This window comes from Streptomyces sp. ST2-7A, assembly GCF_021390475.1.
In the GTDB taxonomy this organism is placed as follows: Bacteria; Actinomycetota; Actinomycetes; order Streptomycetales; family Streptomycetaceae; genus Streptomyces.
This window is the reverse complement of the sequence record NZ_JAJUWS010000031.1, coordinates 38929-63980: the sequence shown is the minus strand read 5'-3', so window position 1 is coordinate 63980 and position 25052 is coordinate 38929. Positions and strand designations below refer to the sequence as shown.

25 protein-coding genes are annotated in these 25052 nt (G+C 74.3%); 11 read left to right on the top strand and 14 right to left on the bottom strand.

The annotated features are described in order from the left end of the window. The first annotated feature begins 113 nt into the window (after positions 1-113). Positions 114-623 (top strand): AAA family ATPase, encoded by a 510-nt coding sequence (locus LZF96_RS18565; RefSeq protein WP_374203272.1) that lies wholly within the window; start codon positions 114-116, stop codon positions 621-623. Between the two features lie 46 nt (positions 624-669). Here the strand turns inward: LZF96_RS18565 and LZF96_RS18560 are convergent, their stop codons facing one another. Both LZF96_RS18560 and LZF96_RS18555 read right to left on the bottom strand, forming a co-directional pair. Further along, positions 670-1296 (bottom strand): hypothetical protein, encoded by a 627-nt coding sequence (locus LZF96_RS18560; protein WP_233873731.1) that lies wholly within the window; start codon positions 1294-1296, stop codon positions 670-672. Then, positions 1293-2555, bottom strand: a complete 1263-nt coding sequence (locus LZF96_RS18555; protein WP_233873727.1) for an ROK family glucokinase — start codon at positions 2553-2555, stop codon at positions 1293-1295. Before LZF96_RS18555 ends, LZF96_RS18560 begins: the two co-directional genes overlap by 4 nt. Before the next feature lie 149 nt (positions 2556-2704). On the opposite strand from LZF96_RS18555, the gene LZF96_RS18550 reads away from it, so the two are divergent. Further along, positions 2705-3226 (top strand): DinB family protein, encoded by a 522-nt coding sequence (locus LZF96_RS18550; protein WP_233873724.1) that lies wholly within the window; start codon positions 2705-2707, stop codon positions 3224-3226. 278 nt (positions 3227-3504) lie between these two features. Here the strand turns inward: LZF96_RS18550 and LZF96_RS18545 are convergent, their stop codons facing one another. Together LZF96_RS18545 and LZF96_RS18540 are read right to left on the bottom strand one after the other, a co-directional pair. Continuing rightward, on the bottom strand, positions 3505-4026 hold the full coding sequence (locus LZF96_RS18545; protein ID WP_233873721.1) for a GNAT family N-acetyltransferase: 522 nt from the start codon (positions 4024-4026) through the stop codon (positions 3505-3507). Positions 4027-4087: 61 nt separating this feature from the next. After that, positions 4088-4711, bottom strand: a complete 624-nt coding sequence (locus LZF96_RS18540) for a maleylpyruvate isomerase N-terminal domain-containing protein (protein ID WP_233873718.1) — start codon at positions 4709-4711, stop codon at positions 4088-4090. 169 nt (positions 4712-4880) lie between these two features. Between LZF96_RS18540 and LZF96_RS18535 the strand changes: the two genes are divergently transcribed. Then, on the top strand, positions 4881-5429 hold the full coding sequence (locus LZF96_RS18535; protein WP_233873715.1) for a GNAT family N-acetyltransferase: 549 nt from the start codon (positions 4881-4883) through the stop codon (positions 5427-5429). Between the two features lie 33 nt (positions 5430-5462). Then, a complete protein-coding gene (locus LZF96_RS18530) occupies positions 5463-5810 on the top strand; it encodes a hypothetical protein (RefSeq protein WP_233873712.1) in 348 nt (115 codons plus the stop codon). 638 nt (positions 5811-6448) lie between these two features. On the opposite strand, the gene LZF96_RS18525 is transcribed toward LZF96_RS18530, so the two are convergent. The 7 genes from LZF96_RS18525 to allB form a co-directional block, all read right to left on the bottom strand. Further along, complete coding sequence (locus LZF96_RS18525) at positions 6449-7105, bottom strand: response regulator transcription factor (RefSeq protein WP_233873710.1); 657 nt, start codon at positions 7103-7105, stop codon at positions 6449-6451. Beyond that, positions 7102-8604 (bottom strand): sensor histidine kinase, encoded by a 1503-nt coding sequence (locus tag LZF96_RS18520; RefSeq protein ID WP_233873707.1) that lies wholly within the window; start codon positions 8602-8604, stop codon positions 7102-7104. The genes LZF96_RS18525 and LZF96_RS18520 overlap by 4 nt, the downstream gene beginning before the upstream one ends. 115 nt (positions 8605-8719) lie before the next feature. Next, complete coding sequence (locus LZF96_RS18515) at positions 8720-10762, bottom strand: serine hydrolase (protein WP_233873703.1); 2043 nt, start codon at positions 10760-10762, stop codon at positions 8720-8722. A gap of 184 nt (positions 10763-10946) precedes the next feature. Next, positions 10947-12197, bottom strand: a complete 1251-nt coding sequence (gene aroA, locus LZF96_RS18510; RefSeq protein WP_233873700.1) for a 3-phosphoshikimate 1-carboxyvinyltransferase — start codon at positions 12195-12197, stop codon at positions 10947-10949. A gap of 132 nt (positions 12198-12329) precedes the next feature. After that, the gene (locus tag LZF96_RS18505; protein WP_374203271.1) at positions 12330-13526 is read right to left on the bottom strand and encodes a cytochrome P450; all 1197 of its coding nucleotides are present in this window, start codon (positions 13524-13526) and stop codon (positions 12330-12332) included. Positions 13527-13715: 189 nt separating this feature from the next. Then, entirely contained in the window at positions 13716-14966 is a 1251-nt protein-coding gene (gene alc, locus LZF96_RS18500) for an allantoicase (protein ID WP_233873694.1), read from the bottom strand. Beyond that, positions 14963-16354: an allantoinase AllB gene (gene allB, locus LZF96_RS18495; RefSeq protein ID WP_233873691.1), complete on the bottom strand. Its 1392-nt coding sequence runs from the start codon at positions 16352-16354 to the stop codon at positions 14963-14965. Before allB ends, alc begins: the two co-directional genes overlap by 4 nt. Before the next feature lie 343 nt (positions 16355-16697). On the opposite strand from allB, the gene LZF96_RS18490 reads away from it, so the two are divergent. The 4 genes from LZF96_RS18490 (at position 16698) to aceB (ending at position 20659) form a co-directional block, all read left to right on the top strand. Next, entirely contained in the window at positions 16698-17486 is a 789-nt protein-coding gene (locus LZF96_RS18490; RefSeq protein ID WP_233873688.1) for an IclR family transcriptional regulator, read from the top strand. A 141-nt stretch (positions 17487-17627) separates the two neighbouring features. Continuing rightward, on the top strand, positions 17628-18194 hold the full coding sequence (locus LZF96_RS18485) for a Uma2 family endonuclease (protein WP_233873685.1): 567 nt from the start codon (positions 17628-17630) through the stop codon (positions 18192-18194). A 67-nt stretch (positions 18195-18261) separates the two neighbouring features. After that, complete coding sequence (locus LZF96_RS18480) at positions 18262-18894, top strand: NTP transferase domain-containing protein (protein WP_233873682.1); 633 nt, start codon at positions 18262-18264, stop codon at positions 18892-18894. Positions 18895-19030: 136 nt separating this feature from the next. Next, on the top strand, positions 19031-20659 hold the full coding sequence (gene aceB, locus LZF96_RS18475) for a malate synthase A (RefSeq protein WP_233873765.1): 1629 nt from the start codon (positions 19031-19033) through the stop codon (positions 20657-20659). 56 nt (positions 20660-20715) lie between these two features. Here the strand turns inward: aceB and LZF96_RS18470 are convergent, their stop codons facing one another. Together LZF96_RS18470 and LZF96_RS18465 are read right to left on the bottom strand one after the other, a co-directional pair. Beyond that, complete coding sequence (locus tag LZF96_RS18470; protein ID WP_233873679.1) at positions 20716-21297, bottom strand: DinB family protein; 582 nt, start codon at positions 21295-21297, stop codon at positions 20716-20718. Between the two features lie 299 nt (positions 21298-21596). Continuing rightward, entirely contained in the window at positions 21597-22700 is a 1104-nt protein-coding gene (locus LZF96_RS18465; protein WP_233873676.1) for a DUF2332 domain-containing protein, read from the bottom strand. Between the two features lie 267 nt (positions 22701-22967). Here LZF96_RS18465 and LZF96_RS18460 point away from each other — a divergent pair, with 267 nt between their 5' ends. Together LZF96_RS18460 and LZF96_RS18455 are read left to right on the top strand one after the other, a co-directional pair. Further along, on the top strand, positions 22968-23444 hold the full coding sequence (locus tag LZF96_RS18460) for a hypothetical protein (protein ID WP_233873673.1): 477 nt from the start codon (positions 22968-22970) through the stop codon (positions 23442-23444). Beyond that, positions 23437-23916, top strand: a complete 480-nt coding sequence (locus LZF96_RS18455; RefSeq protein ID WP_233873670.1) for a hypothetical protein — start codon at positions 23437-23439, stop codon at positions 23914-23916. The genes LZF96_RS18460 and LZF96_RS18455 overlap by 8 nt, the downstream gene beginning before the upstream one ends. A 78-nt stretch (positions 23917-23994) precedes the next feature. On the opposite strand, the gene LZF96_RS18450 is transcribed toward LZF96_RS18455, so the two are convergent. Continuing rightward, positions 23995-24486: an Lrp/AsnC family transcriptional regulator gene (locus LZF96_RS18450; protein ID WP_233873667.1), complete on the bottom strand. Its 492-nt coding sequence runs from the start codon at positions 24484-24486 to the stop codon at positions 23995-23997. Positions 24487-24578: 92 nt separating this feature from the next. On the opposite strand from LZF96_RS18450, the gene LZF96_RS18445 reads away from it, so the two are divergent. Next, entirely contained in the window at positions 24579-25052 is a 474-nt protein-coding gene (locus tag LZF96_RS18445; RefSeq protein ID WP_233873663.1) for a rhodanese-like domain-containing protein, read from the top strand.

Genomic DNA, 25052 nt, shown 5'->3' with positions numbered 1-25052 from the left:
CTGGCCAAGCGGAATACTCACGGAACGTGACCACCGAATCGGCTCCCCGCGTCCCCGCGCCCGCCCGCAGGCCGGGCGCCCGGGAGGACCCCGGCGCACCCCCGCGCTCCCTGCTGCTGATCGGCGGCCCCTCCGGCGTGGGGAAGTCGACCGTGGCGGTCGAGGTGTCCGAGTTGCTGCGGCGCCGCGACACCGCGCACAGCCTGATCGAGTGCGACTTCCTCGGGCACCTCCATCCCGCCCCACCCGACGACCCGGACCGCTCGGCGATCACCGAGCGGAACCTCGCCGCCGTGTGGGCGAACCACGCCGCCCTCGGCCACCACCGCCTCGTCTACACCAACACCGTGAGTGTGCTGGAGGAGCCGATGTTCCGGCGGGCCATGGGGCCGGGCGGGCCGCTCACCGTCGCCCGGGTCCTGTTGACCGCCGAACCCGCCGTGCTGCGCGAGCGGCTGGGACGCCGGGAGAGCGGTTCGGGCCTCGCCCCGCACCTGGAACGGAGCCTGCGGGCGGCGGAACGGCTGGCGGCGGAGGCCCCGACGGGGACGGTCCGGATCCGGACGGACGGTCGTGAGCCGATCGACATCGCCCGGGAGGTACTGCGCGCCGCCGGATGGTGACCGGGGTGGTGACCGGCGGCGCGCGGTGGGGAAACGGGCGGGCGCCTCAGGGCGCGGAGGTGGAGACCACGTACACCCGGGGCCGTTCCGGCTTGGTGACGTCCACCGTGATCGCCACCTCCGGCTCGGCGGGCGACTGCTGCACGGTCACCCCCGCCCGGGAGCGCGAGGGGTCGGTGAAATCCCATCCCACCACGTCCGCGTGTTCGGGGGGGATGGTGACCGTCCCCTCGCTGAGCCCGGCCCGGCTGGTCCCCAGCTCCTCCAGGAAGGCGGCCAACTGCTCGGGGGAGGTGCGGAACTGCACGTAGAGGGTGCTGCGCTCCCAGCTGTTGGTCTCGTAGTGGCCCACGTAGGTGGAACCGTCCGGTATCGGCACGTCGTAGATGCGACGCTGTACCCGACTGGGCCACTCGTAGATCAGCGTCCGGGCGGAGGCCGCCCGCTGCTTGTCCTGGCCGCTGTCCCGACTCTGCGATCCCGACAGGACGAGATAACCGGTCGGGATGGCGATGAGCAGTACCACCACGATCGCCACCACCCACCGCCGGCGCGGTATGTGCGGGGGATGCGGCGGGATGTACTCGGGAACGCGCTGTTCGCGCGAGGCGGTGGCCCCGCTCAGGCCGCCGGTGGGACCCTCGCCCATGGGCCCGCCCATCGGTCCGCTCATCGCCGGTCCCCCCGCCCGGCCCCGGCACCACCCGACGCGCCCGGCCCCGGTCGGGACCCCGGGGCCGTGCCGCTCCCCGATGCCCGATCGTTCCCCCGTGCCGGGGTGTCCTCCCGGGGCGCGCCACCGGCCGGCGTCGGGGCGGAAGTGATCCAACCGGCGCGGTGGACCCGCTCGGCGCGCCGGCGGTTGGCCCGCACGAAGCGGCGTGCCACCAGGCGGGCCATGTCGGCGGCGCCGACCATGCCGGCGTCGGCGCCCAGTTCGGCCCGGACGATGCGCGCCTCGGGGCGGTAGCCGCGCCCGGTCAGCTGTCTGCGGTACGCCTCACGGGCCGGGTGGATCAGCAGATCGTCGGCCTCGCTGACGCCGCCCCCGATCACGAAGCAGGAGGGGTCGAGGGCGGCGGCCAGATTGGCCAGGCCCACGCCCAACCACCGGCCCATCTCCTCGAGCAGTTCCACGCACATCGGGTCGCCCTCGCGGGCCAGGGCGGTGACCATCGGGCCGGTGATGTCCTCGATGCGGCCCTCGACGACCTCCAGGATCCGTTGCGCGACGGGCGAGTCGGCGGCGGCCAGCTCACGGGCCTCCCGCACCAGGGCGTTGCCGGAGCTGTACTGCTCCCAGCAACCCCGGTTGCCGCAGGGGCAGCGGTGGCCGCCGGGGACGACCTGCATGTGGCCGAACTCCCCCGCCACCCCGTACCGCCCGCGCTTGACGCTGCCGTCCTCCAGAATGGCGCCGCCGATGCCGGTACCCAGGGTGATCATCACCAGGTGCTCCTCGCCGCGCCCGGCGCCGAAGCGCCACTCGCCCCAGGCGGCGGCGTTGGCGTCGTTGTCCACCAGCACCGGCACCACCAGGCGGGCGGCCAGCGCCTCGCGCAGCGGCTCGTTGCGCCAGGCGAGGTGGGGGGCGAAGAGCACCCGGGAGCGGTCGGCGTCCACCCAACCGGCGGCACCGATGCCGACGGCGTGCACGTCGTGCCGGTCGGAGAGGTCGAGCACCAGCTCGGTGATGACGTCCTCGACGACCTTGGGGCTCTTGGACTTGTCGGGGGTCTCGGTACGCAGGCGCTCCACGATGGTGCCGTCGGGGTCCACCACCCCGGCCATGACCTTGGTGCCGCCGATGTCGATCCCGACGGTGGGGACCCGGGGCGCGGACAGGTGGGAGCGCCGTTCCCGGCCGGCGATGGTGCGCAGCACCGCCGCCCGCGCGGTCCCGCGCGGCACCCGCTCCCGATACGTACTCATCGAGGTCGATTCTGCCCTACGCCCCCGGGTCGGGGGCGCGCCACGACGGTCCCGTCGTGTTCCGGTCACGGCATCGTGACCCGCCGGTGTCCGGGGGTCGAGCGGATATCCGGTTCCCGACCGTCCGGCACCGGTGGCAGGGTGGCCCGGTGAACGCATCCCGGATCGATCCCCTCCGTCGGCAGTACGAGCTGATCCACGCGCTGTTCGAGTACCACTTGGAGCGTCTGGAGCCCGGCGATCTGCGCTGGGAGCCGGCTCCCCTGTGTTGGACGGTGCGCCGATCCGCCGACGGGACATGGGCTCCGGATTGGTCGGACACCGAGCCCGATCCGGTGCCGGTCCCGACCATCGCCTGGCTGGGGTGGCACATCGGGTGGTGGTGGGGTGTGACCGTCGACCACCTGCGGGGGCGCCCGCCCCGGGCGCGCGAGGAGATCACCTGGCCCGGGGACGAGGCTGCGGTGGAGTGGCTGCGCGGGCTGTGCGCGGAGTGGTCGGCGGTCCTGGACGACCTCGACGGGACCGACCTCGACGCCGAGGCCCCCTTTCCGTGGCCGGAGGGTTCCGGGTTCACCGTGCTCGACACGGTGGGGTGGGTGAACTCCGAGTTGATGAAGAACGTCGCCGAGATCGGGCAGCTCCGCCTGCTGCGCGCCGCCTCCCGGTAGGGGCGGGGTTGCCGGGAGGGGCCGCCCCCTTCGGCGGGCGGAAAACCGGAAAAGCGGTCGCGCGTGATCGGCGCGGCTTCCATGTCCGTCCGACCGCCGCTCTCGCCAAGCGCGCCCCCGGCATCGGCTACGACTCCCTGCCCGAACCGCTGGTCGGTCGCGCCGTCGAACCGGGCGATCACGAGTACGGGAAGGTGCGCTCCACCTACTTCTGGAACGGCTCGCCCGGTCCGGTCCTGCGCCCCGACGGGGATGCCGAGGCCGCCCCGGCCGGGCGGTCACCCGGCGGGCCGCTCCCCCACCGCGCGGGCGGAGTCGCTCCGGGGCGGAACGGGGATCGTCATGCGGGGGAGTACGCGGCCGGGGAGGGAGCCGGAGGGGGACTCACCGATGGGCACCGCTCCCATGGCCCGGTAGAAGGGCTCGGCGTGCGGGTCGGCGTCGAAGACGATCCGGCCGAAACCGATGGCCCGGGCATCGGCGAGGAGACGGGTGAACAGGGCCCGGCCGACGCCCCGGCCCATGGCGGCGGGCTCGACGAGGAACAGGCCGAGTTCGGCGTCCCCCGGCGGCTCGCCCTCCAGGGTGGAGAAGCCCAGCGGGGCGCCGTCCCGTTCCGCGACGACCGTTCGGCGCGGCGCGACCTCCGCCGGCCGGAGGGTCAACTCCTCGCGACAGGCGGCGATGAACGTCTCGTCGTAGCCCCAGTGCGCCTTGGAGCGCAGAGCGAGAGCGGTGAGCGTCGGCGCGTCATCGGGCCGACCCGGGCGCAGCGCCGGACCCGGCATCCCGTCCCTCATCCCGTCGTTCCCTTCCACCGATTCGACCGCGACGTGCGAGCCCTGCCGGAGTCGGCGCCGGTCACCGGGCGCCGGGGGCCGTGCCGTCCCACTCGGCCAGGGGCGCGCAGCGCCAGCGCCACTTCTCCTGGCGGAGCCGACCGGGCAGGTCGATCCGGCCGTTGGCCCACAGCAGCCCCTCCACCGGGTCGACGGTCGGCTCGTGCCAGGGGAAGAGTCGCGCCGTCACCGCACGGGCCAGGTCGGGGGCGATGGTGAAGCCGATCCCTTCACCGCTTCCCTCACCCAGGCCGGCTGCGGCGTCGCGGGTGTGCACGAGGATCTCGTCGCAGGCCATGGCGGCGAAGCCGGAGGGGTCGGCGGTGCCGGAAGGGTGGAAGCCACGCGCCTCCGGCCCGGCGGCGTCGATGATCGCCGCGCACACCCGGCCCGCCGCGCCGAGGCTCGCCACCAGGGCCGGCGGGGTGGCGTCGGCGCGCACTGAGTTGTCGAAGGCGATGTCGTCCCCAGGGCCGCCGGCGAGGTCGAGCGCGTACCACAGCAGGACATCGGTGACGTGCCGGATCACCGAGGCCACGGTGAAGTCCAACCCCGGCACCGGCAGTTCCGACCACTCCCGGTCGGTGTGCCGGCGGAGGAAGGTCTCCGCGTCCTCCAAGGCCCCGCGAACATCGTCACCACGCATGATCGGGACACTACCGGGAGGGTCGGACAACCGGCTCCCGGTTCTCCCGCCGGTGTTCGGGCCGCGCCGGGGAGACCCGGCGCGCGGCGGATGCGCCCGTGGCCGGTTTCCCGCGCACCGAACCCTCCGCTTCGAACAACTCCCGTGCGGGAGCCATAGGTTGCTCCTCATGACCGAACCAATTTCCGTCGCCTGGCCGCCCGGCCCGATCGGGACCGAACGACTCGTGCTCCGCGAGTCCGAGGCCCGGGATCGCCCGGCGTTCGTCGAACTGTTCTCCTCGCCGGAGGTGGGCACCCACATCGGTGGCGCCCGCCCACGTGACGAACTCGAACGTGCGATGCCCGAGGTGCCCGGACGGCGCCCCGGTCTTTTCGTGGTCGAACTCGACGGGGCGATGATCGGGACGACCACGCTCGATCGGCGTGCCCCGGAAAGTCCGCGTCGTGTCCGGCCGGAGGGCGGGGAAGCCGAACTCGGTTACCTGTTCCTGCCGAAGGCGTGGGACAACGGGTACGCCGCCGAGGCGTGCGCGGCGGCACTCGGCTGGTTCGGCGGCGCGTTCCCCGGCGAGCCGGTGGTGCTCTGCACCCGAACCGCCAACGAACGCGCCCTGCGCCTGGCGGCGAAGCTGGGGTTCACCGAGGTGGAACGGTACGAGGAGTACGGCGCCGAACAGTGGTTCGGCGTGTGGTTCCCGGCCCCGCCCTCGGACTGAGTGGGGTTCCTTCCCCGGGGACCGGGGAGACGGGTGGAGTCCGGCTCTCAGCCCGCTCCGGCCACCCTGAAGGAGAGGCAGACCACCTCGGTCCCGTCGTCCACCGGCGTGCCCTCGCGGGCCCAGAAGCGGCGGTGTCCCTCGCGCCACTCCTCCGGCGAGGCGGTGGACGAAGTCGTGAACGCCGCCGAGGGATGGCGGGAGGGGGCGGAGGCGATGCGGGCCGCCGGTTACCGGCACGTGCCCCGGCGGCCGGCCCGGAGGGAGGTCCCCCGGGAGGCGATCGACGCGGTGTTGGCCTCCCCGCACGTCGTGCTCCGCGCCCGCTTCGGTTCCGGTGAGCCGTGGAAGCCCGGTGTCCCCGGCCCGGGCACCGGGTGAGGCGTCCCGGCGGGGTGTGAACACCGATGCCCGACCGACGCCCGGGGCCGGTGCGCCGGGGGTCGATGCCGGCCGTTTCCCGTTGTTCGGCCGACCGACTCCGAACGGTTCCCCTCCCCGGGCGGCGTGACGAAGGATGATGTGCGGGTGAGCGACCGTATCGAAGCCCGAATCTCCGCCGTGCTGTCCGTCCTCGGGGTTCTCGTCGCGGCCCTTCTCCTCCTCGGTGCCGTGCGCGGGTACCGCGCCGGTGGGGCGGGTGGGTGGGTGGGTGGGGGTCGGAGCGGCGATGGTCCTGCTCGCCACGTGGACGTTGGTCCGGAACCTGCGCCGCGTGCGGCGGGTGGCCGGGCCGGGGGCCGGCGTCGGCTGAGTGCCGGGGCGGCATTCGTCGCTCCGGTGGGGGCGCGCCCGACACGAACGGTCGCGGTCATGGTCGGCCGGTGGACGGATTCCGTGCCGGGCCGTCACCGATCGGGGAGGGGCGCCGTGCGGAGGGGAGCGAGGTGGGCCAACCGTCCGGAGTCGGTCTGGTTGGTGTGCTCGCCGGTTGTACGGCACGGGAGGCGCGGCGGGGTGATTCCCTGTCGCGGGACGACTGATCCGCCGGGCCGGGGTGTCCCCGCATGTGGTGCCCGCTACGGTCGGGCCACGCCGTTGCGGTAGGCCCAGACCACGGTCTGGAGCCGGTCCCGGGCGCCGATCTTGGTCATCGCCCGGCCCAGGTGCGACTTGACCGTGCTGGTCTCGATGAACAGTTCCCGCCCGATCTCGGCGTTCGACATGCCCCGGGCGAGGAGGCGGACGATCTCGGCCTCCCGGTCCGTAAGGAGTTCGGCGGCTTCCGGGGCCGGCCGGCCGGCCGGTGTACGGCGGGCGAACTCGTCCATCACGCGCCGGGTCACCGACCGGTCCACCAGTCCCTGTCCCCGGGCGATCCGGCGTACGGCGTCGATCAGTTCGTCCGGGTCGGTGTCCTTCAGCACGAATCCGGCGACCCCGGCCTCCAACGCGCCGAAGACGTATTCGTCCAGGTCGAAGGTGGTGACGACCAGGATGCGGGGCGGGTCGTCCACGGCACGGGAGAGGATCTCGCGGGTCGCGGTCAGTCCGTCCCCACCGGGCATCCGCACGTCCATGCAGATGACGTCGGGCTTCAGGCGTTCGGCGAGTTCGACCGCCCGGCGGCCGTCGGCGCACTCGCCGACCACCTCGATGTCCTCCGCCGTGCCGAGGATGACGCGGAATCCCGCCCTCACCATGGCCTGGTCGTCCACCAGGAGAACCCTGATCATCGTCCGTTCCTCTTCTCGACGTCATCCGTGTCGTGTCCCGTTCCGCCCGGGGTGTCCCGAACCGGGGCACGCTCGCGGTCCACCGGGATCTCCAGCCGGACGCGCCATCCGCCCGAGGGGGTCGGGCCGGCCATCAGTCGGCCGTTGACCAGGTGGGCCCGCTCCCCCATCCCGATGAGTCCCATTCCCCGCGGGGCGTTTCCGGGCTCGGCGCCCTCCCCGGCGGGGGCGTCCCCCTCCCCCACCCGGCCCGGCCCGTTGTCCACCTCCAGGACGACCCGGCCGGCCTCGTGGCGCAGGAGGATCCGCACGGGGGCGCCGGGGGCGTGCTCGCGGGCGTTGGACAGCGCCTGTCGGGCGACGTGGTGGACGGTGACGTCGGCGACCGGCGGCAGCGGGTACGGATCGCCCTCCCGAACGAGTTCGACGATGATGCCGAGTTCGCGTTCGGCCCGCACCAGGGCGTCGAGGGCGGCGACCCCCGGCATCGGCGCGCCGAGCGGCACCGGTCCGTCCCCTCCCCCGGGTCCGGCGCCGGGGTACTCCGTGTCCCACCCGGGGTCGCGCAGGGTTCGGGCGACCAGGCGCAGGCCGTCGAGCGTCTCGCGGCCCCGGGCGCGGATCCAGGCGGTCGCCTCGCGGGCGGCGCGGTCGTCCCGGCCGATGAGCCGTTCCACCGCTCCCGCCTGAACGACCATCCCGGACAGGTGGTGGGCGGCGATGTCGTGCAACTCGCGGGCCATGTTGGTTCGTTCGGCGCGGATCGCGTTCTCGGCGCGTTCCCGCTGCGCGCGGATCGCCTCGTCCGCCCGGACCCGTAGCAGCTCGAGGTACCGGCGGCGGGTGCCGACATGGATCCCCACGAGCGCGGAACCGCCGTAGACCAGCACGGCCCAGACCGTCGCCTCGAGGAACCGCAACAGCGGATCGTCACCGGAACCGACCGGGAACCCGAGGTCCACGGCCCCGACCGATGTCACGAAAGCCCCGGCGACCACGGCTCCCACCAGACCGTGGAGCACGGTGACGGCCGCCAGGAGTCGGATCCGGGCTCGGGCGGGCAGCAGGGTGCCGCAGGTGTAGGCGGCCACGAAGGGCGCGAGCCCCTGGAAGTTCACTCCCGCGGGAAAGAACGGCAGGGCCGCGAGTTGGAGGCCGGCCACGATCGACAGGCACGCGACCGGGTTCCGCCGGCGCACGCACAGCACCGCCGACTGCGCGCCGACGAGGAGGATCAGGACCGCCGTGGCGGGCACCGGGAGCCGGATGTCCTCCGCCCGCGCGAGGATCAGCAGGGTGAGCAGGAGCATACCGACGGAGAGGACGGCGACGGCCGCCGCCGTGAGGAGGTCGCGGGCGAACGGAGTGCGCAGGCCCGCGCGGTTCAACCGTTCGTCCAGCCGCGCGGTGAGGCGGGGGCCGATGCCGTCGGGCGGCTCCGCGTCGGCCCCGGGGAGGGGGCCACCGGGGGTGTCGGGGGATTCGTGGGTCGTCACCATGCTCGGTTCCTCGTTCATCGGGAGGCGTGCCCATCGTGCCGCATCCGCCGGGGGCGGGGGCCGGCGCCCGGCGGCGGGCCCGCCGCCCCCGGCGGAGAGGGGCGCGGAGAGGTGCTCAGTAGGAGACGTCGAGGGAGAGCAGTCCGAAGACGGCCGCGAAGTACGCCACCCCCACGAGCCCGAGGAGGACGAGCGCGCCGGTGACGTACCGCCACGCTCCCGCGCGGTGTCGGGCGTCCCCGACCAGGACGAGGGCGGCGGGGATCACCGCGAGCACACCGAGCCACTGGACGGCCACCAGCGCGCGGAGCAGGAGCGGCGACACCTGCTCCAACTCCATGACCCGGGTGAGGGTCAGGGCCCACCCCGCCAGGGCTGCGAGTACGGCCACGGCGCCCGTGGTCCGCAGAGCCCGGGGCAGACGCGCGGTCCGGGTCGGCGCGGGCAGGGAGAATCGGCGGCGGATCAGGGCGCCGACGGGCCGGGCCAGGGCGGCGGCCAGCAGGATCAGGGTCGAGAGGGCCAGGATCGGGAGGGTGAGGGAGGCGTGCCGGGCCGGGCTCGCGGGCAGCAGGGCGAAGGCCGAGGCGTAGCCGATCGCCTCCACCCGGTCGTCGCGCACCCGCATGGTCAGCATGCGTTGCCCGCCGACCTCGCGCCACACCCACGGCTCGATCTCCTCGTAGACGGTGGGCTCCAGGGTCTCCGGTCCGGGGGTGACCAGGATGGTGCCGTCCTCACGGGCGACGATGTGCGTCTGTCCGCCGAGGGCGCCGAGGACCGACAGGAAGGTGGTGTGCATCGACCGGGAGCTCTCGTAGACGCCCTCGGCCACGGCCGCGTGTTCGGCCGCCGTCGGCCGCGTGCCCTGACTGCCGGGGTCGCCGGGGAAGTAGCGGTCGGTGAAGCCGTGGAGGATCGACTCGCGCAGGCGCAGGCTGTCGATGTCCCCCCGTCCACCACCGTTGAGGGTCACGAAGACCCCGGTGCCCGCCTCCGGGTGGAGTTGCAGGTGGGTGTGGAAGAACTTGGTGTCACCGCCGTGGCCGACGATGTGCCGGCCGTTGCGGTTCTCCTCGAAGAACCCGAGGGTCATCCGCGGTCCCTCGGCGAGAGCGCCGAGCGAGTCGGCGTCCAGGCCCGGTGCGTGCATGAGTTCCAGGGTCTCGGGGGCGAGGAGGGTCGGCCCGTCACCGGTCTCCCCCAGGTGCGCGAGCATGAAGCGCGCCATGTCGGTCGCCGAGGAGGTCAGGGCGCCGGCGGGGGCGGCGGTGACGACCTCGAAGGGGCCGGCAGGGCCGGTGGCGGAGGCGTAGCCGCCCGCCATGCGGTCACGCAGGTCGCCGGGAAGGGGCTGGGCGAAGTCGGAGGAGTCCATGCCCAGCGGTTCGAGGATGTTCTCCCGCACGTACTCCTCGAAGGGGACCCCGGAGACGCGCTCGACGACGTATCCGGCGAGCGTGGCGCCGTAGTTGGAGTAGGCGGGGATCGTCCCGGGCCGGTAGACCTGTTCCGGCGGGTCGGTGACCAGGTGGCCACGCAGGTCGATCTCGGTGTCCTCCGGCGCGATCAGATCCGCTATCCGCTCCTCGAAGCCGGGGGTGTGGGTCAGCAGGTGGCGCGTCGTCAGGTCGTCGTCGAAGGAGGTGGGGACCGTGAAGTCGAGGTACTCGTGCACGTCGGCGTCCAGGTCGATCTCGCCGCGCTCCACCAGCTGCATCACGGCGGTGGCGGTGAAGAGCTTGGAGACCGACCCCACCCGGAAGAGGGTCCGGTCGGCGTCCACCGGCACCGGGTCCCCGCCGTCCGCGCCGGTGTCGGCGTGACCGTAACCGCGCGCGGTGAGCACCTCGCCGTCGTGGACCACGGAGATCGCCGCGCCGGGGATACCGGTCTGCTCCAGAGCCGCGGGGACCAGGCCGTCGAGCCAGGTGTCCAGGTCCTCGGCGGTGAGGTCGGCGGTGGGGGGCGGGGGCGGGGGCACGGGGGCGTCCCCGACGGCCGTGCCCGCGCAGCCGGTCAGGGTGAGGGCCGCGAGGAGGACTCCGGCCGCCGGGGCCGTCCATCGACTGCGACGGGCGCGCCGTGCCTCCCGGCCCGGGGCGGGCGGCGGCTCGGCGGACGGGGTGGCGGCGGGTGGTGTGGCGACCGGATTCACGGATTCTCTCCTGCTCGGTGGGGCACCGGCCGGAGGGGATGGTGCCCCGCTCCGGCCGGCGGCGTGGTCCCCACTCTTCCGGTGCGGCCCGGGTCGCCACATCCCGCGCGGGACCACACCGGTTCTGCGACCCGCGACGGTGCCCCTTACGACCTCCGGAGGAGGTCCCGGTCATCCTCGTGGCTCAGGTGGTCCCGGCGGGCGGGCCCCAGACCTCGGCGAAGACCCGATGGAAGTCCGGGAAGGTCTTCTTCACGCACTCCGGGTCGTCGAGGGTGATGCCGGGGGTGCGCAGGGCCGTCACGGAGAAACTCATCGCCATCCGGTGGTCGCGGCGGCAGCCGATCTCGGCGCCCACCGGCGTGCCGGGATGGATCTCCAACCAGTCCCGACCCGTGGCGGTGCGGATGCCGAGCCGACCGAGGTTGTCGGCGCAGGCGTCGAGGCGGTCGGACTCCTTGATCCGGGTGTTGTACACGTCCTCGATGCGCACCGGGCCGTCGGCGAAGGGCGCGATGGCCGCCAGGGTGGGCATGGTGTCGGAGATGTCCCGCATGTTGACGGTCACGCCGCGCAGGGTGCCGGTGCCGCGCACGGTGGTGGTGTCCTCCCCCACCCTCACCTCGGCGCCCATCTTCCGCAGGATGTCCACGAACCGCAGGTCACCCTGGAGTGCGCCGCGCCCCAGGCCGGGGACGGTGACCTCGCGACCGGTGAGGGCGGCGGCGGCGAAGAAGTAGCTCGCGGTGGAGGCGTCGGGCTCCACCGCGTAGTCGGCGGCCCGGTAGCCGCCCGGCGGCACGACGAAGGTGTCGCCCTCCCGTTCGACGGTCACGCCGAAGGAGCGCATCATCGCGATGGTGATCTCCACGTACGGCACGGAGACCAGGCCGGTGACGGTGATCCGCAGCCCCTCGTCGGTCAGCGGGCCGAGGAGCAGCAGCGCGGTGAGGTACTGGGAGGACAGGCCGGCGTCCAACTCCAGTTCCCCGCCCTTGACGCCGTCGGCGACCACGCGCAGCGGCAGGTGTCCCTCGGCCTCCTCGCACTCCACCCGCACGCCCAGTTCGCGCAGAGCGGTGACCAGCGGGCCGATGGGGCGGCGGCGCAACTGTTCGGAGGCGTCGAAACGGTACTCGCCGCGGCCGGCGGCGACCAGGCCGGGCAGGAAGCGGGCGACGGTGGCGCCGTCCCGGCACATGATGTCGGCCGTCGCGGCGGCGGGGCCGGCGGGGCGGCCGGTGATCCGCCGGTCCTCCCCGTCGCGGGCCCCTCGCTCGACGGCGTACCCGAGGCGCTCCAACCCTTCGGCGAAGGCTTCGGTGTCGTCGGCGAGCAGCGGGCGGCGCAGGGTGGTGACGCCTTCGGCGGCGGCGGCCAGGAAGAGGGCGCGGGCGGTGACGGACTTCGATCCGGGGAGTGACACGGTCGTCATACCCGCATGATGTCACCGGCGCCGGGGGCGGCGTCGCGGGCACCGAACGGTGAGATCGTTCCGGGGCGGGCGGGGGTGGACGGGACCGACGGGGCCCCGGCACCGCCGGAGGCGGCCCCGTCCGCCCCGGGATCACCAGCGCACGGGCAGCCGTTCCGGGCCCCGGACGATGAGGCTGACCCGGTGCCGGATCTCCTTCGGCTCGGTGTCCAGGTCGAGGTCGGGGCAGCGCTCGAGCAGCGCGCGCAGGGCGACCCGGGCCTCCAGCCGGGCGAGGGGCGCGCCGAGGCAGAAGTGGATGCCGTGGCCGAAGGAGAGGTGCGGCGGGCGGGGGTCGCGCAGGATGTCGAAGCGGTCGGCGTCGGGGGCGTGCGCGGGATCCCGACCCGCGGAGGCGAGGACGACGAGCAGGCCCTCACCGGTGGGCACGACGACCTCGCCGAAGCGCACCGGCTCGGTGGTGAAGCGGAAGGTGGCGCGCTCCACCGGCGGGTCCCAGCGCAGGGTCTCCTCGATCGCGGTGTCGATCAGGTCGGGGTCCCGGCGCAGCGCGGCGAGCTGTTCGGGGTGGGTGAGCAGGGCGAGGACGGCGTTGGCGATGAGGTTCACGGTGGTCTCGTGGCCGGCGACCAGGAGCAGGAACGCCATGCCGATCAACTCGGACTCCGAGAGCCGGTCGCCCTCCTCGTCCCGGGCGCGGATGAGGGCCGCGAGCAGGTCGTCCCCACCGGCCGCGCGCTTGCGTTCCACGAGTTCGGCCAGGTAGTCGTTCATCGCCACGGCGGCGTCGCGCTCCTCCTCGGGGGTGGAGGAGCCCAGGAGGATCGCGGACCAGGTACGGAAGTCCTCGCGTTCCAGGAAGGGCACGCCGAGGAGTTCGCAGATCACCGTCATGGGCAGGGGGACGGCCAGGGCCTCCACCAGGTCGGCGCGGCGCTCCGGGGCGGCCGTCATGGTGTCCAGGAGGTCCCGGGTGATCTCCTCGAGCCGGGTTTCCGGCATGGTGATGCGGCGGGGGGTGAACTCCCGGGAGACCAGGCGTCGCAGCCGGGTGTGGCGGGGCGGGTCCGCGCTGAGCATGTTGTGGTCGGTGGGGCGGCGCTCGTCGCGCAGGCCCTCCATGGCGGCGACCCGGGTCCAGTCCTTGATCAATCGGGGATCGGTGAGGGCGCTCCGGGCGGCGTCGTGCCCCAGCACGAACCAGACGTTGCCCCCGTCGCCGAGCAGGACCCGGCAGACGTCACCGAACCGCTCCCGCATGCGGGCGTAGAAGGGGTAGGGGTCGCGGACGAACCGGCCGCCGAGGGTGGGCAGGTCGATGGCGGGCAGGGGGGTGCCGTCCGGGGCGGCCGGCCCGTCGGTGCGCAGCGCGGCGTCGAGGAGGGCGTCGACCTCGTCGGCGGTGCGGTTCGGGGTGGTGGGCGGGGCGGTGGCCCGGTCACTGCTCATGGCTTCGACTCTACGACCCAAGGGGCCTCTCCCCCGCAGGATTTCGAGCCGGCCCGGGCCCGGGCGGGGTCAGGGGAGGGCGGCGCGGAAGCGTTCCGCCAGATCGGTCGCGCCGTCGTGGGTGAGGGAGCCGTACAGCCGCAGGCGGGCCAGACCGCCGTCGGGCAGGATCTCCACGCGGACCCGGGTCGCGGTGCGGGCGTCGTCACCGGGGTGCGCGCCACCGGAGCCGGTTCCGGAATCGCCGTCGGCCTCGCCGGAGGCGCCACCGGGCAGCAGGCGGTGGACGGTGTCCGGTTCCAGGCGGGTGGCGGGGATCAGTTCCCGCCACCCGGGGGCGGCCGGATCCGTCGGGTCGCCGGCTCCGGGAGCGGCGGCGTCGAAGGTGTGCAGGCGGGCCCAGCCGGGGGCGTTGCCCCGGTAGCGGCCGGTGTCGATCTCCACGGCGCGGATCCGGGCCCGGGCGGGGAGGGCGTAGCGGATCCAGTCGTGCCCCCGGTCGCGCCGGCGACGGGTCTCCCAGCCCTGGTCCATGCGGTCGGGACGGCCGGGCAACAGGGTGTGGGCGGGGGGTGAGTAGAAGCGGTCCGAGGCGTCCTCGACGCGTCCGCCGTGTTCGGCGGCGAGGAGGTCGAAGGTGCCCAGGGCGGCGAGCCAGGCGGGGTCGGGCAGGGGTTCGCCGTGGACGCGCAGCCGGGCGACACCGCCGTCCGGGTACTGGCGCAGCCGCAGGTGGGTCAGACGGGGGGAGGCCGTGACGGGGAAGCCGTGGGCGGCGTGACCGCCGACCCGGGTGCGGGGCACCAGCTCGATCCACGGCGCGCCGGGGGCGAGGAGTTCGGCCACGGAGGGGGTGCCGGGCAGATGGAGGCCGTCGACGGCGACCGAGTCGGGGTGGTTTCCCCGGAAGTGCGCGGTGTCGACGACCAGGCCGCGCACGGGTCCGGGAACGCCGAGGCGGATCAGGGCCCAGTCGTGGTCGTCGGGGTCGGGGTGCGGGTGGTCGGCGGAGGTGCCGCGCCGACGGCGGGTCTCCCAGCCGTCCATGCTCTTGCCCTTGTGGCCGAAGGCCCCGGGGTCGAAGCGGGGGCGTTCGGGGGCGATGAGGTGTTCCCGTTCGGCGAAGAACTCGTCACTCGCGGCGGGGACGGTCCCGCCGGTGCGGGGGTCGGCGAGGTCGGGGAGGTCGGTGAAGGGGTGCGGGGAGGAGCGGTGGTCGGCGTGCGGGTCGCCGCCCGGGTACGGGCGGGCGGGGCCGGTGAACCCGGCTTCCGGAAGGGGGCGTTCGCCGTGGCCGGGGGCGGGGTGGGGGGTGGTCACGGGCGGGTCCTCTCCAGCAGGCGGCCGGTGGGCCGGGACGGCGGTTCCCCGGTGGGCGCGGTGGGGAGGGGCGGACCGGGGGTGATGTCGGTGCCGCGCAGCCAGGTGCGGCGCACCACGCCGCGCAGGGTGCGGCCGGCCCAGGCCGTGACGGGGTTGCGGTGGTGGAGCGCGGCGGGATCGACGGTGAGGGTCGCGTCGGGGTCGAGGGCGACCAGGTCGGCGTCGCGGCCGGGCGCGATGGCGCCTTTGCGGTCGTCGAGGCCGATGAGGGCCGCGGGGGCGGCGGACATCCAGCGCACGACGTCGGCGAGGTCGTGGCCGCGCCGGGCGGCCTCGGTCCACACGGCGGGCAGTCCGAGCTGGAGGGAGGCGATGCCGCCCCAGGCGGTGCCGAAGTCCGGGGTCTTGAGGTCGGCGGTGCACGGGGAGTGGTCGGAGACGACGCAGTCGATCGTGCCGTCGGCCAGCGCCTCCCACAGGGCGTCGCGGTTGTCGGCGTCGCGGATCGGGGGGCAGCACTTGAACTCGGTGGCGCCGTCGGGCACGTCCTCGGCGGTGAGGACGAGGAAGTGGGGACAGGTCTCGGCGGTGACGCGGACGCCGTCGCGGCGGGCGGCGGCGATCAGCGGCAAGGGGTCGGCGGCGGACAGGTGCAGCAGGTGGACGCGGCACTCCCGGGCGCGGGCGAGGTCCAGGACCCGGGCGTTGGCGTCGCGTTCGGCGGCCGGCGGGGGGGAGGCGAGGAAGTCGGCGTAGCGGGGGCCGTGGGGGGCGGGGGCGGCGTCCAGGCGGGCGGGGTCCTCCGCGTGGACCAGGAGCAGGGCGTCGAACTCCGCGAGGGCGGCCATGACGGTGTCGAGGCGGTGGGGGTCCAGTGGGGGGAACTCCTCGACGCCGGAGGGCGAGAGGAAGCACTTGAAGCCCATGACCCCGGCGTCGTGCAGGGGGCGCAGATCGGCGGCGTTGTCGGGGACGGCGCCGCCCCAGAAGGCGATGTCCACCACGGCGCGGGGTCCGGCGACGTCCCGTTTGACCGCGAGGGCGTCGACGGTGGTGGTGGGCGGCAGGCTGTTGAGCGGCATGTCGACGATGGTGGTGACGCCGCCCGCGGCGGCGGCCCGGGTCGCGGTGGCGAAGCCCTCCCAGGGGGTACGGCCGGGGTCGTTGACGTGCACGTGGGTGTCGACGAGGCCGGGGAGCAGGGCGGTGTCGTCGAGGTCGACGAGCCGCCACCCCGCCGGCGGGGTGGCGTTGTGCGGCAGGACCGCGTCGACGCGCCCCCCGGAGAGGGCGACGGCGGCGGGGCGGGTACCCTCCGGGAGGACGACGCGGGTGGACCGCAGGAGGGTCTCGACGGTGGGCGGCACGGCGGAGCTCCTGTTCATCGGGGTCGACGGGGGTCCCGGACGGGGACGACGCCGTCCCGGGCCGGAGGAGCCGGCGGGCTCGAGGGGAGCGCGGGAAACAGGGGCACTCCGGGCGCCGCGGGGTGGTGGGGGATCGACTTCAACATTGTGTTGAAGTTGCGGGGAGTCTGGGTCACCGACGGGTTCGCGTCAAGCCCCACCCGCCGGCGCCGGCGGGAAGACGACGCTTCCGTACCATGGAAGCCCGGTCTTGTTACACGAAAAGCACACCGCAACCCCACGAGTTCCCCGGGGTCATCCGCCCCGGCACAACCCCGCACATCCAGTACATCCAGCACACGCAGCCGGAAAGGAACGCCACGTGCCGCCGTCCGAGGAACGCAAATCGCCAGCCGCCACCGGCGGCGGGGTCCAGTCCCTGGAGCGGGCCTTCGTCCTCCTGGAGCACATGGCCGACGCCGGCGGTGAGATCGGCCTCAGCGAGCTGGCCAACGACAGCGGCCTGCCCCTGCCGACCATCCACCGCCTGATGCGCACCCTGGTCGCCAGCGGCTACGTCCGCCAGCAGTCCAACCGGCGCTACGCGTTGGGTCCCCGCCTGATCCGGCTCGGTGAGGCCGCCGCCCGCCCGCTGACCACCTGGGCCCGTCCCCATCTGGCACGTCTGGTGGACGTGACCGGGGAGACCGCCAACATGGCGCTGCTCGACGGCGACGAGGTGGTCTACGTGGCGCAGGTGCCCTCCCGGCACTCCATGCGGATGATCACCGAGGTCGGCAAGCGGGTCCCCCCGCACACCGCCGCCGTGGGCAAGGCGCTGCTGTCCCAGCGACCGGACGCGGAGGTGCGGTCCATGCTCGTGCGCACCGGCATGGCCGCGCTGACCGAGCGCACCGTCACCTCGCCCGACGCCTTCCTCGCCGAACTGGCCACGGTACGCGCCGACGGCTGGGCGGTGGACGACAACGAGCAGGAGATCGGCGTGCGCTGCCTGGCCGTCTCCGTGCCGGACTCCCCCACCCCGGCCGCCATCTCGGTCTCCGGACCGGCCGGGCGGCTCACCGAGGACTCCACGGACAAGATCGTGCCGCTGCTGCGCGAGGTCGCCCGCGACCTGTCGGCCTCCCTCAACACCCACCGGCCGGAGTGAGAGCCGCCCCTCACGCGATCGGGTGAGGGCCGGGCGGACAACCGCTTTCCCCGGAGAGGTCCGTCCGGCCCGGCGTACGGTGCCGGAAAGGCTTGTCCGGCGGTGACCCGACCACCACACTTGAGGAGGAGGTGCTGCGCCATGACCCACGCCATCGGCCCCGCCGCCCCGGCCCATCGGGACCCCGGGCTCGACCAGGTCCTGTGGGGGGCGTGGAAGGCCATGGAACTCCCCGAGGGCCACCGCGCCGAGATCGTCGAGGGGTTCATCGAGGTGTCACCGACGGGTCGTTACCGCCACGGCAGGGCCGTCAACCGCCCGCACCGGGCCCTGAACGACTTCCTGGCGCGGACTCCCGGCGGCACCGGGTGGGTCGCGGGGAACGACATGAACGTCATCCACGACCTGAAGGTGTGGATTCCCGATCTCTTCGTGGCCCCGGAGGACGACGAGCCCCACATCACCGGGGACGGGATCGGCCTGTGCGCCTCCTGCCTCGAACCGGTGGTGGAGGTGGTCTCCCCCGGCCACGAGAGCGTGTCGCGGGACCGCATCCGCAGGCGCCGGGCGTACGCCCGGGCCGGTATCCCCGTGTACCCGCTGATCGACGACCACGACGACGGCGGCACGGTGACCCTGCCGACCTCCCCCTCCCCCGGCGAGGCCGTGTACCTCGAGGAGACCCGCGCCCCTACGGCACTCCGGTGACCGTGCCCACCGGCCCGGCCAAGGGCTTCACGATCACCGGGGCGATCACCGGGCCGGCCCGATCGGCGTGAGGGAGGACTCCCGACCGGTCGGCCTGGTCCTCGCGGCGGGCGGGGGCCGGCGTCTGGGCGGTCGTCCCAAGGCCCTTTTGGAACTCGGGGGGCGAACCCTGGTGGAGCACGCCGTCACCACGCTCTCGACCGCCGGCTGCGATCCGGTGCGGGTGGTGATCGGCGCGGAGGCCGAGCGGGTCCGGGCCCGGTTGGACGCGTCGACGCCGGTCCCCTGCGAGATCGTGGTCAATCCGGAGTGGGAACGGGGCATGGGCTCCTCGCTGCGGGCCGGACTCACCCCGCCGCCGGCGGCCGACGCCGTGCTGGTGACGCTGGTGGACCAGCCCGGGATCGGGGCCGTGGCGGCGGCCCGGGTGATCGCGACGGCCCGGAACCTCCCCGGCGGACTCCGCACCGCCCTGGTCACGGCCGGCCACGCCGGGAGGCGGGGCCACCCGGTGCTGCTGGGCGCCGCCCACCTGCCCGGGGTGATCGCCTCCGCCCGGGGCGACCGGGGCGCCCGCGCCTATCTGGCGGAGCACGCCGACCGGGTGGTGACGGTGGAGTGCTCGGACGTGGCCGACCCCGCGGACATCGACACCCCGGAGGACCTGCGGCGCGTGCTCGGCGGAGAGCACGACGGGTGACGGCGCACGGTGCGCGGCGCCGAGCGACCGGTTCCTCAACAAAGTGTTGAACCCCGCCCGGGGCGAACCTAGGATTCCGTCCATGGCGGCGCGCGGCGATGCGGGCCGCCGGCCGCCCGCGAAGGAGTCCTTCCCCATGGCCGACGCCGCCCCCGGCACCACCTCCCGCCCGTCCGCGACCGTCGAGGTGCACGGCACCCCCCTGCCCCGCGAGGAGGAGGTACTGACCCCGGAGGCCCTGGAGTTCCTCGCCGAGCTGCACCGTCGGTTCACCCCCGTGCGGGACGACCTGCTGGCCGCCCGTGCCGCGCGCCGCGCGGAGATCGCCCGCACCGGCACCCTCGATTTCCTGCCGGAAACCGCCCGGATCCGCGAGGCGGAGTGGACGGTCGCGGACACCCCGCCGGCTCTGCTGGACCGCCGGGTGGAGATCACCGGCCCCACCGACCGGAAGATGACCGTCAACGCCCTGAACTCCGGCGCCCGGGTCTGGCTGGCGGACTTCGAGGACGCCTCCTCCCCCACCCGGGCCAACGTCATCGGCGGCCAGCTCTCCATGGCCGACGCCTTCCGCCGTCGCGTCGACTTCACCGACGAGCGCGGCAAGCGGTACGCGCTGCGCCCCGACGAGGAGCTGGCGGTGGTGGTGATGCGCCCGCGCGGCTGGCACCTGGACGAGAAGCACCTGACCGTGGCAGGGCGCCGGATCCCCGGCGCCCTGGTCGACTTCGGGCTGTACCTCTTCCACAACGGCCGGCTCCTCGCCGAGCAGGGGCGCGGCCCGTACTTCTACCTCGCCAAGCTGGAGTCGCACGCCGAGGCACGGCTGTGGAACGAGGTCTTCGTCGCCGCGCAGGAGTTGTTGGGCATCGAGCGCGGCACCATCCGGGCCACCGTGCTGATCGAGACGATCACCGCCGCCTTCGAGATGGAGGAGATCCTGTACGAGCTGCGCGAGCACGCGGCCGGACTCAACGCGGGGCGCTGGGACTACCTGTTCTCCATCGTGAAGAACTTCCGGGACGCCGGGCAGCGGTTCGTGCTCCCGGACCGCAACGCGGTGACCATGACGGCCCCCTTCATGCGCGCCTACACCGAACTGCTGGTCCGCACCTGCCACAAACGGGGCGCGCACGCCATCGGCGGCATGGCGGCGTTCATCCCGTCGAGGGACGAGGCGGTCAACGCGGCGGCGATGGGGAAGGTGCGCGCCGACAAGGACCGGGAGGCCGGCGACGGCTTCGACGGTTCCTGGGTGGCCCACCCCGGCCTGGTGCCGGTGGCCCGCACCTCCTTCGACGCGGTCCTGGGCGACCGCCCGCACCAGCGCGAACGCCTCCGTGAGGAGGTGCGGGTGGACGCCGGTGAGCTGTTGGCGATCGACTCCACCGGCGAGCGCCCCACCCTGGCGGGGCTGCGCAACGCCGTTCAGGTGGGTGTCCGCTACCTGCGCTCCTGGCTGGCCGGGCGGGGCGCGGTGGCGGTCTTCGACCTGATGGAGGACGTGGCCACGGCGGAGATCTCGCGCTCGCAGATGTGGCAGTGGATCGACGCCCGGGTGGTGTTGGACGACGGTCGGACGGTCACCGCCGCGCTGGTGCGGGAGATCGCCGCCGAGGAGTTGGCGGCGATCGGGGCGGAGGTCGGACCGGAGGAGTTCGCCGCCGGCGGCTGGCGGCGCGCCCACGACCTGCTGCTGGAGATCGCCCTGGCGGAGGAGTACGTCGACTTCCTCACCCTGCCGGCCTACGAGCTGCTGGACTGATCCCGGGCGGTGGGACACCGGGGCTGACCTCCGGCCCCGGTGCTCCGGCCCGGAGGTCAGCCCGGGGTGCCGACTCCCCCACCGGCCCCACCGGCCCCACCGGCCGCGAAACCGTGGAGGTGGAGGTCGCGGAGAACGCCGAGTTCGGCCCCGTGGTGGGCGGCCTCGTCCAGGGCGTGGAGGACCAACAACAGATAGGTGCTGTCGGCGTAGGGACCGGCCTGCGCCCCCATGGGCCGCGGGAGACCGTCGTCGTCGAGGGTTTCGACCCGGGCGCGGAACCGGGACCACTCCCCGTCGAGCGCCCGGATGCCCCCGGTCGCCGTGCCCGGCCACGTGTACCGCGTCTCCGCCGGGGGCTCGTCCCCGAAGAAACGACCGTAGCCGCGCAGGCAGTCCGCCCCGATGTGCCACATCCGCCAGGCGATCGTGGTGAACGGCGCCGGCCGGGAATCGTCCGGGGACGGCCGGTCGGCACGGAGAACACCCTCCTCGTCCCGCCGGATCGTCAGGCACGGGGCGACGGGCTCCCACAGGTATTCGGCGTCGGTGAGGCCGTCGAGGCGGGCGAGGGTGCGGGACCGCACCTCGTCGAGGGTGCGCAGGACATCGCGGGTCACGGGGCCGGGTGGCGTCATGGGCTGCTCCGGGTTCGTCGACGGACGCGGCCGGCGGTGTCCGTCGGTGCGAGGGGACGGGAAGACGGGAGGGGACTCACGTGGCCGGTGGCCGGTGGCCGGTGGCCGGAGCGTAACCCCACCCGCCGACATCGTCATCGGAACGCGGCTGCCGACGGAACGGCTCGCGGGGGCCGTACCGCGCGCCGAACCCCACCACGGGGCATGACGGTTGAACATCGACTGCTCCCGGCGCCACTCCGGGGGACGGCCGGCCCCCACCGGGACCGGCTCCCCGACGGTCCGGGACGCCGGTGGGGTCACGAGCCGTGGTCGGTGTTCCGGGGGGTCGCGGTCCACGCCACCACGCGGCCCCGTGACCAGCAACGGCCCAGAGCCTCGACCGTCACCGGTCGAGGGGCCGACCGGTCGAGGACCACGAGGCCGATGATGCTGTGGCCGGAGGCGCGGCGATCGCCGAGGGTGGGTATCGTCGGCGCGACGCCGACCCCTTCCGCCGACACCCACGCCACCGGCCGTCCGGTCGCCGCCTCATGAAGGTGGTGCAGGAAGCGCAGGCGGCTCTCCGGTGGGAAGCGCGACAGCGCCCATGTGGTGGTGACGACGGGCAGGGCGTCCGCCGGCACCCGGGCGAGGGCATCGGGCAGCATCCGGACGGCGTCGCCCCGCAGCAGCAGCGGCGCGGCCTTCGCGGTCAACGCCGTCTCCGCTTCGAGCCCCGCGAGTCGCTCCACCCGATCGGGCCGGTCCGGCCACAGGCAGGCGCGCAGCCACCCGGCGTCGTCCGGGTCGGTCACGTCGAGCGGTTCGGTGTCGATGCCGATCCGGGTGACGACCCGGGGCATCGCCCGGGTCGGGACGGATCGGCCGGCCACGATCGAGGCCGGAATTCGGACCGGGGAGAACGGGTCACCCAGCGACACGCCGTCACCGTACGTGACGCGAACGCGATCGACGGTGAGGTTGAACCCGGCCGAACAGTCCGCGTCGATCAGTCCGACCGCGCTCGCGCCCGTCCGGCGCGCCGCCTCGGCGATGGCCGGGTACAGCACGGCGTGGCGTCCGGTCTCATCGGTTCGCACCTTCCGACGCACGGCGACGGCCACGACCGCGTCGGTCATGCGCAGCAGCGTGTCGATCGCCGCAGCGGCGGCGGCGTCGCCGTCCCCGACGGCGTAGGACGCGGCAAGCGCCGGAGCACGCCCGGCGAGGGCGAGGTCGTGCAGCGCGGCGAGGATCACCCGGGGGTTCCGTCGGCGCGCCGGCACCGCCCCGATGGCGCGCAGCGCCTCCTCGGCCCCGCTCAGGGCGACGGCCACGCGCTCGTACAGCGGCGATTCCCCCGCGGCGTCGACCTCACCGAAGCGTCGGTACATCCGCGCGAGGGCTCGGGTCCCACTCATGGACGGCGTCTCCCGTGGTCGGTTCCGGCATCCCGTCGGTTCCGCGACGGGGACGCGGTGGCTCCCCGCTCCTCCACCGACCCTCCCCGCCCTTCCCCCGGCGCACGGGTGCCGGGGACATTCTCCACCGGCTCACCGACCGCTTCCGCCGCCCCGGCGGGTGCCGAACGTTTCGAGCCGGCGCCCCCGGGGTCCCCGGTTCCCCCGTTCGCCGATCGGCCGGAAACCCGGGTGCGGAACGACACCGGATGATGTCGGATGCGGGGCATGACGATCGTGTCGGGCGGGCCGGGAGCGGACGAGGTGGGCGCGGCCGGGGAGGCCCTGCGGGAGTGGCGGGACGACGGGGCGCCGGCGCGGTCGCGGCCGGGGGACCTCGGGTGGTTCCACCGGTTCGACGCGGAGGCGACAGCGGCGGTCCGGACCCGGAGCCGGGACGGACGGATCCTCGCCGTCGGGCTGCTGGACGGGCGCCGCCTGTCGCGCCCGGCGATCGCGCCGGAGGCCGCACGGGACGAGGAGCCGGCGCGGCGCCCGGTCGGGGACGTGAGCGACCCGGGGTGCGGCGTCCTGCCGGAGGGGAGGGCGAGCACTCCCGCGGCGGCGGTGGCCCCGCGGGAGATGGGCTCGTCGAGCGTGTTCGTCTGTACGCCGAGCGCCGATGTCGGCGGTGTCGCCACCTGTGTCCCGGCCGGCTTCCGGGCTCTCCCCGAGGTGCGGGACAGGACGCGCGGCGATGGGTGAGGAGCACGACGGACTGCCGCGGGTGGACGAGCGTCTCACCGTGGTGGGGGCCGCTCCGGAGGAGGTGCTGCGCGCGCTGGAGGAGACGCTGGAGCGCTCCTTCGGCCGTCCCGCCGCCACCCGGTACGCGGCCCTGGTGGGGTGCGCGGAGCGGACGGCGGGCGGACCGCGGCCGTTCGTGGAGGGCTCGACGCTGCCGGGGTTCCGGGTGGCCCGGGTGGTCGCGGACCGCGAGGTGGTCCTGACCGGACGCCACCGCTTCTCGACCTACGCGCTCCTCTTCCGGATCGAGCCGCTCGGCCCCGGGCGCTCACGGCTGCGGGCGGAGACCCGGGCCGTCTTCCCCGGCCCGACGGGACGCGCCTACCGGCTCGCCGTCATTCGCGGCGGCGGTCACGCGGTGGGGGTGCGCCGTCTCCTGGCCGCGGTGCGGCGCCGGGCGGAGGCCGGCCGCCCGCCCGGAGCCGGGTGATCCCCGATCCGGGGCGCGGGTCGACGGCGCGACGCGGCCGTCCTCGCCGCCCGCCGAACCGCGCCGGGTCCGGAGGCGTCACGCCTGTCCGCGAGGGCGTCCGGGCCGCTCCGGCGGGGGAACCGCCGCGGTGATCGCGCGGCTCGGGAGCGGGCTGGAGTAGACCACGCTGGTGGTGACGGAGCCGAGGCCGGCGATGCGGCCCGTCGTCGTCTCCAGGTGGCGCATGGAGCGCGCGAGGACCTTGAGCACGAAGCAGTCCTCGCCGGTGACGTGGTGGGCCTCGAGGATCTCGGGTGTGGTCTCCAGCAGGTCCCGGAACGGCTTGTAATTGCCCGTCGGGTAGCGCAGACGGACGAAGGCCAGGATGCCGAGCCCCAGTCGCTCCGGGTCCACCACGGCCGCGTAGCCGCGGATCACGCCGCTCTCCTCGAGCCGTCGCACCCGTTCGGTGACGGCGCTGGCCGACATGGACACGATCCGCGCCAACTCGGCGTAGCCGACCCGACCGTCCCGTTGCAGGACGTCCAGGATGCGCGTGTCGATCTCGTCGATGGATTCGGTGGTCATCAGAGATGATTACCACGAGATCACCGGCGTCATGAGCGAAAGACCATTGATTATCGGTGTCGGTGTACGGCCACGCCTCATAGCGTTCTTCCATGACCCATATCGATGCGAGTCCCGCCCTGCGCGTACCGCCCGCTTCCCCCGCCGATGCCGCCGCCTTCTTCGGCGCCCTCCTCACCTTCCGGACGGATGTCTCCGATGTCCGCGCCTCACTCGACTCCGGCGAGCCGGGGTTCGTACTGGTCGATTCGCGCGGGAGCGCGGCCTGGCGGCAGGGCCGCGTCCCGGGCGCGGTGCACCTCCCCACCGCGCTCATCCCGTCCCGGGCCCCCGACCTGCTCGACCCGACGGTCCCGGTCATCACCTACTGCTGGGGGCCCGGTTGCGACGGCGCCGCGCGGGCGGCGCTCGCCCTCGCCCGGCTCGGCTACCGGGTCAAGGAGATGATCGGGGGAATCGAGTACTGGATCCGCGAGGGCTTCCCGGTCGAAACCCCCGCCGGCACCGAGCGGCGCGCGGCGGACCCACTGACCGCCCCGGTCGACTCCGCCGCCTGCGCCTGCTGA

What these genes read in the sequence shown, in the direction of transcription:
- LZF96_RS18560 (WP_233873731.1), bottom strand. Translation starts at nt 1,296, where the DNA reads ATGAGCGGACCGATGGGCGGGCCCATGGGCGAGGGTCCCACCGGCGGC.
- LZF96_RS18555 (WP_233873727.1), bottom strand. Translation starts at nt 2,555, where the DNA reads ATGAGTACGTATCGGGAGCGGGTGCCGCGCGGGACCGCGCGGGCGGCG.
- LZF96_RS18545 (WP_233873721.1), bottom strand. Translation starts at nt 4,026, where the DNA reads ATGAGGGACGGGATGCCGGGTCCGGCGCTGCGCCCGGGTCGGCCCGAT.
- LZF96_RS18540 (WP_233873718.1), bottom strand. Translation starts at nt 4,711, where the DNA reads ATGCGTGGTGACGATGTTCGCGGGGCCTTGGAGGACGCGGAGACCTTC.
- LZF96_RS18535 (WP_233873715.1), top strand. Translation starts at nt 4,881, where the DNA reads ATGACCGAACCAATTTCCGTCGCCTGGCCGCCCGGCCCGATCGGGACC.
- LZF96_RS18525 (WP_233873710.1), bottom strand. Translation starts at nt 7,105, where the DNA reads ATGATCAGGGTTCTCCTGGTGGACGACCAGGCCATGGTGAGGGCGGGA.
- LZF96_RS18520 (WP_233873707.1), bottom strand. Translation starts at nt 8,604, where the DNA reads ATGGTGACGACCCACGAATCCCCCGACACCCCCGGTGGCCCCCTCCCC.
- aroA (WP_233873700.1), bottom strand. Translation starts at nt 12,197, where the DNA reads ATGACGACCGTGTCACTCCCCGGATCGAAGTCCGTCACCGCCCGCGCC.
- allB (WP_233873691.1), bottom strand. Translation starts at nt 16,354, where the DNA reads ATGAACAGGAGCTCCGCCGTGCCGCCCACCGTCGAGACCCTCCTGCGG.
- LZF96_RS18485 (WP_233873685.1), top strand. Translation starts at nt 17,628, where the DNA reads ATGACCCACGCCATCGGCCCCGCCGCCCCGGCCCATCGGGACCCCGGG.
- aceB (WP_233873765.1), top strand. Translation starts at nt 19,031, where the DNA reads ATGGCCGACGCCGCCCCCGGCACCACCTCCCGCCCGTCCGCGACCGTC.
- LZF96_RS18470 (WP_233873679.1), bottom strand. Translation starts at nt 21,297, where the DNA reads ATGACGCCACCCGGCCCCGTGACCCGCGATGTCCTGCGCACCCTCGAC.
- LZF96_RS18465 (WP_233873676.1), bottom strand. Translation starts at nt 22,700, where the DNA reads ATGAGTGGGACCCGAGCCCTCGCGCGGATGTACCGACGCTTCGGTGAG.
- LZF96_RS18460 (WP_233873673.1), top strand. Translation starts at nt 22,968, where the DNA reads ATGACGATCGTGTCGGGCGGGCCGGGAGCGGACGAGGTGGGCGCGGCC.
- LZF96_RS18455 (WP_233873670.1), top strand. Translation starts at nt 23,437, where the DNA reads ATGGGTGAGGAGCACGACGGACTGCCGCGGGTGGACGAGCGTCTCACC.
- LZF96_RS18450 (WP_233873667.1), bottom strand. Translation starts at nt 24,486, where the DNA reads ATGACCACCGAATCCATCGACGAGATCGACACGCGCATCCTGGACGTC.
- LZF96_RS18445 (WP_233873663.1), top strand. Translation starts at nt 24,579, where the DNA reads ATGACCCATATCGATGCGAGTCCCGCCCTGCGCGTACCGCCCGCTTCC.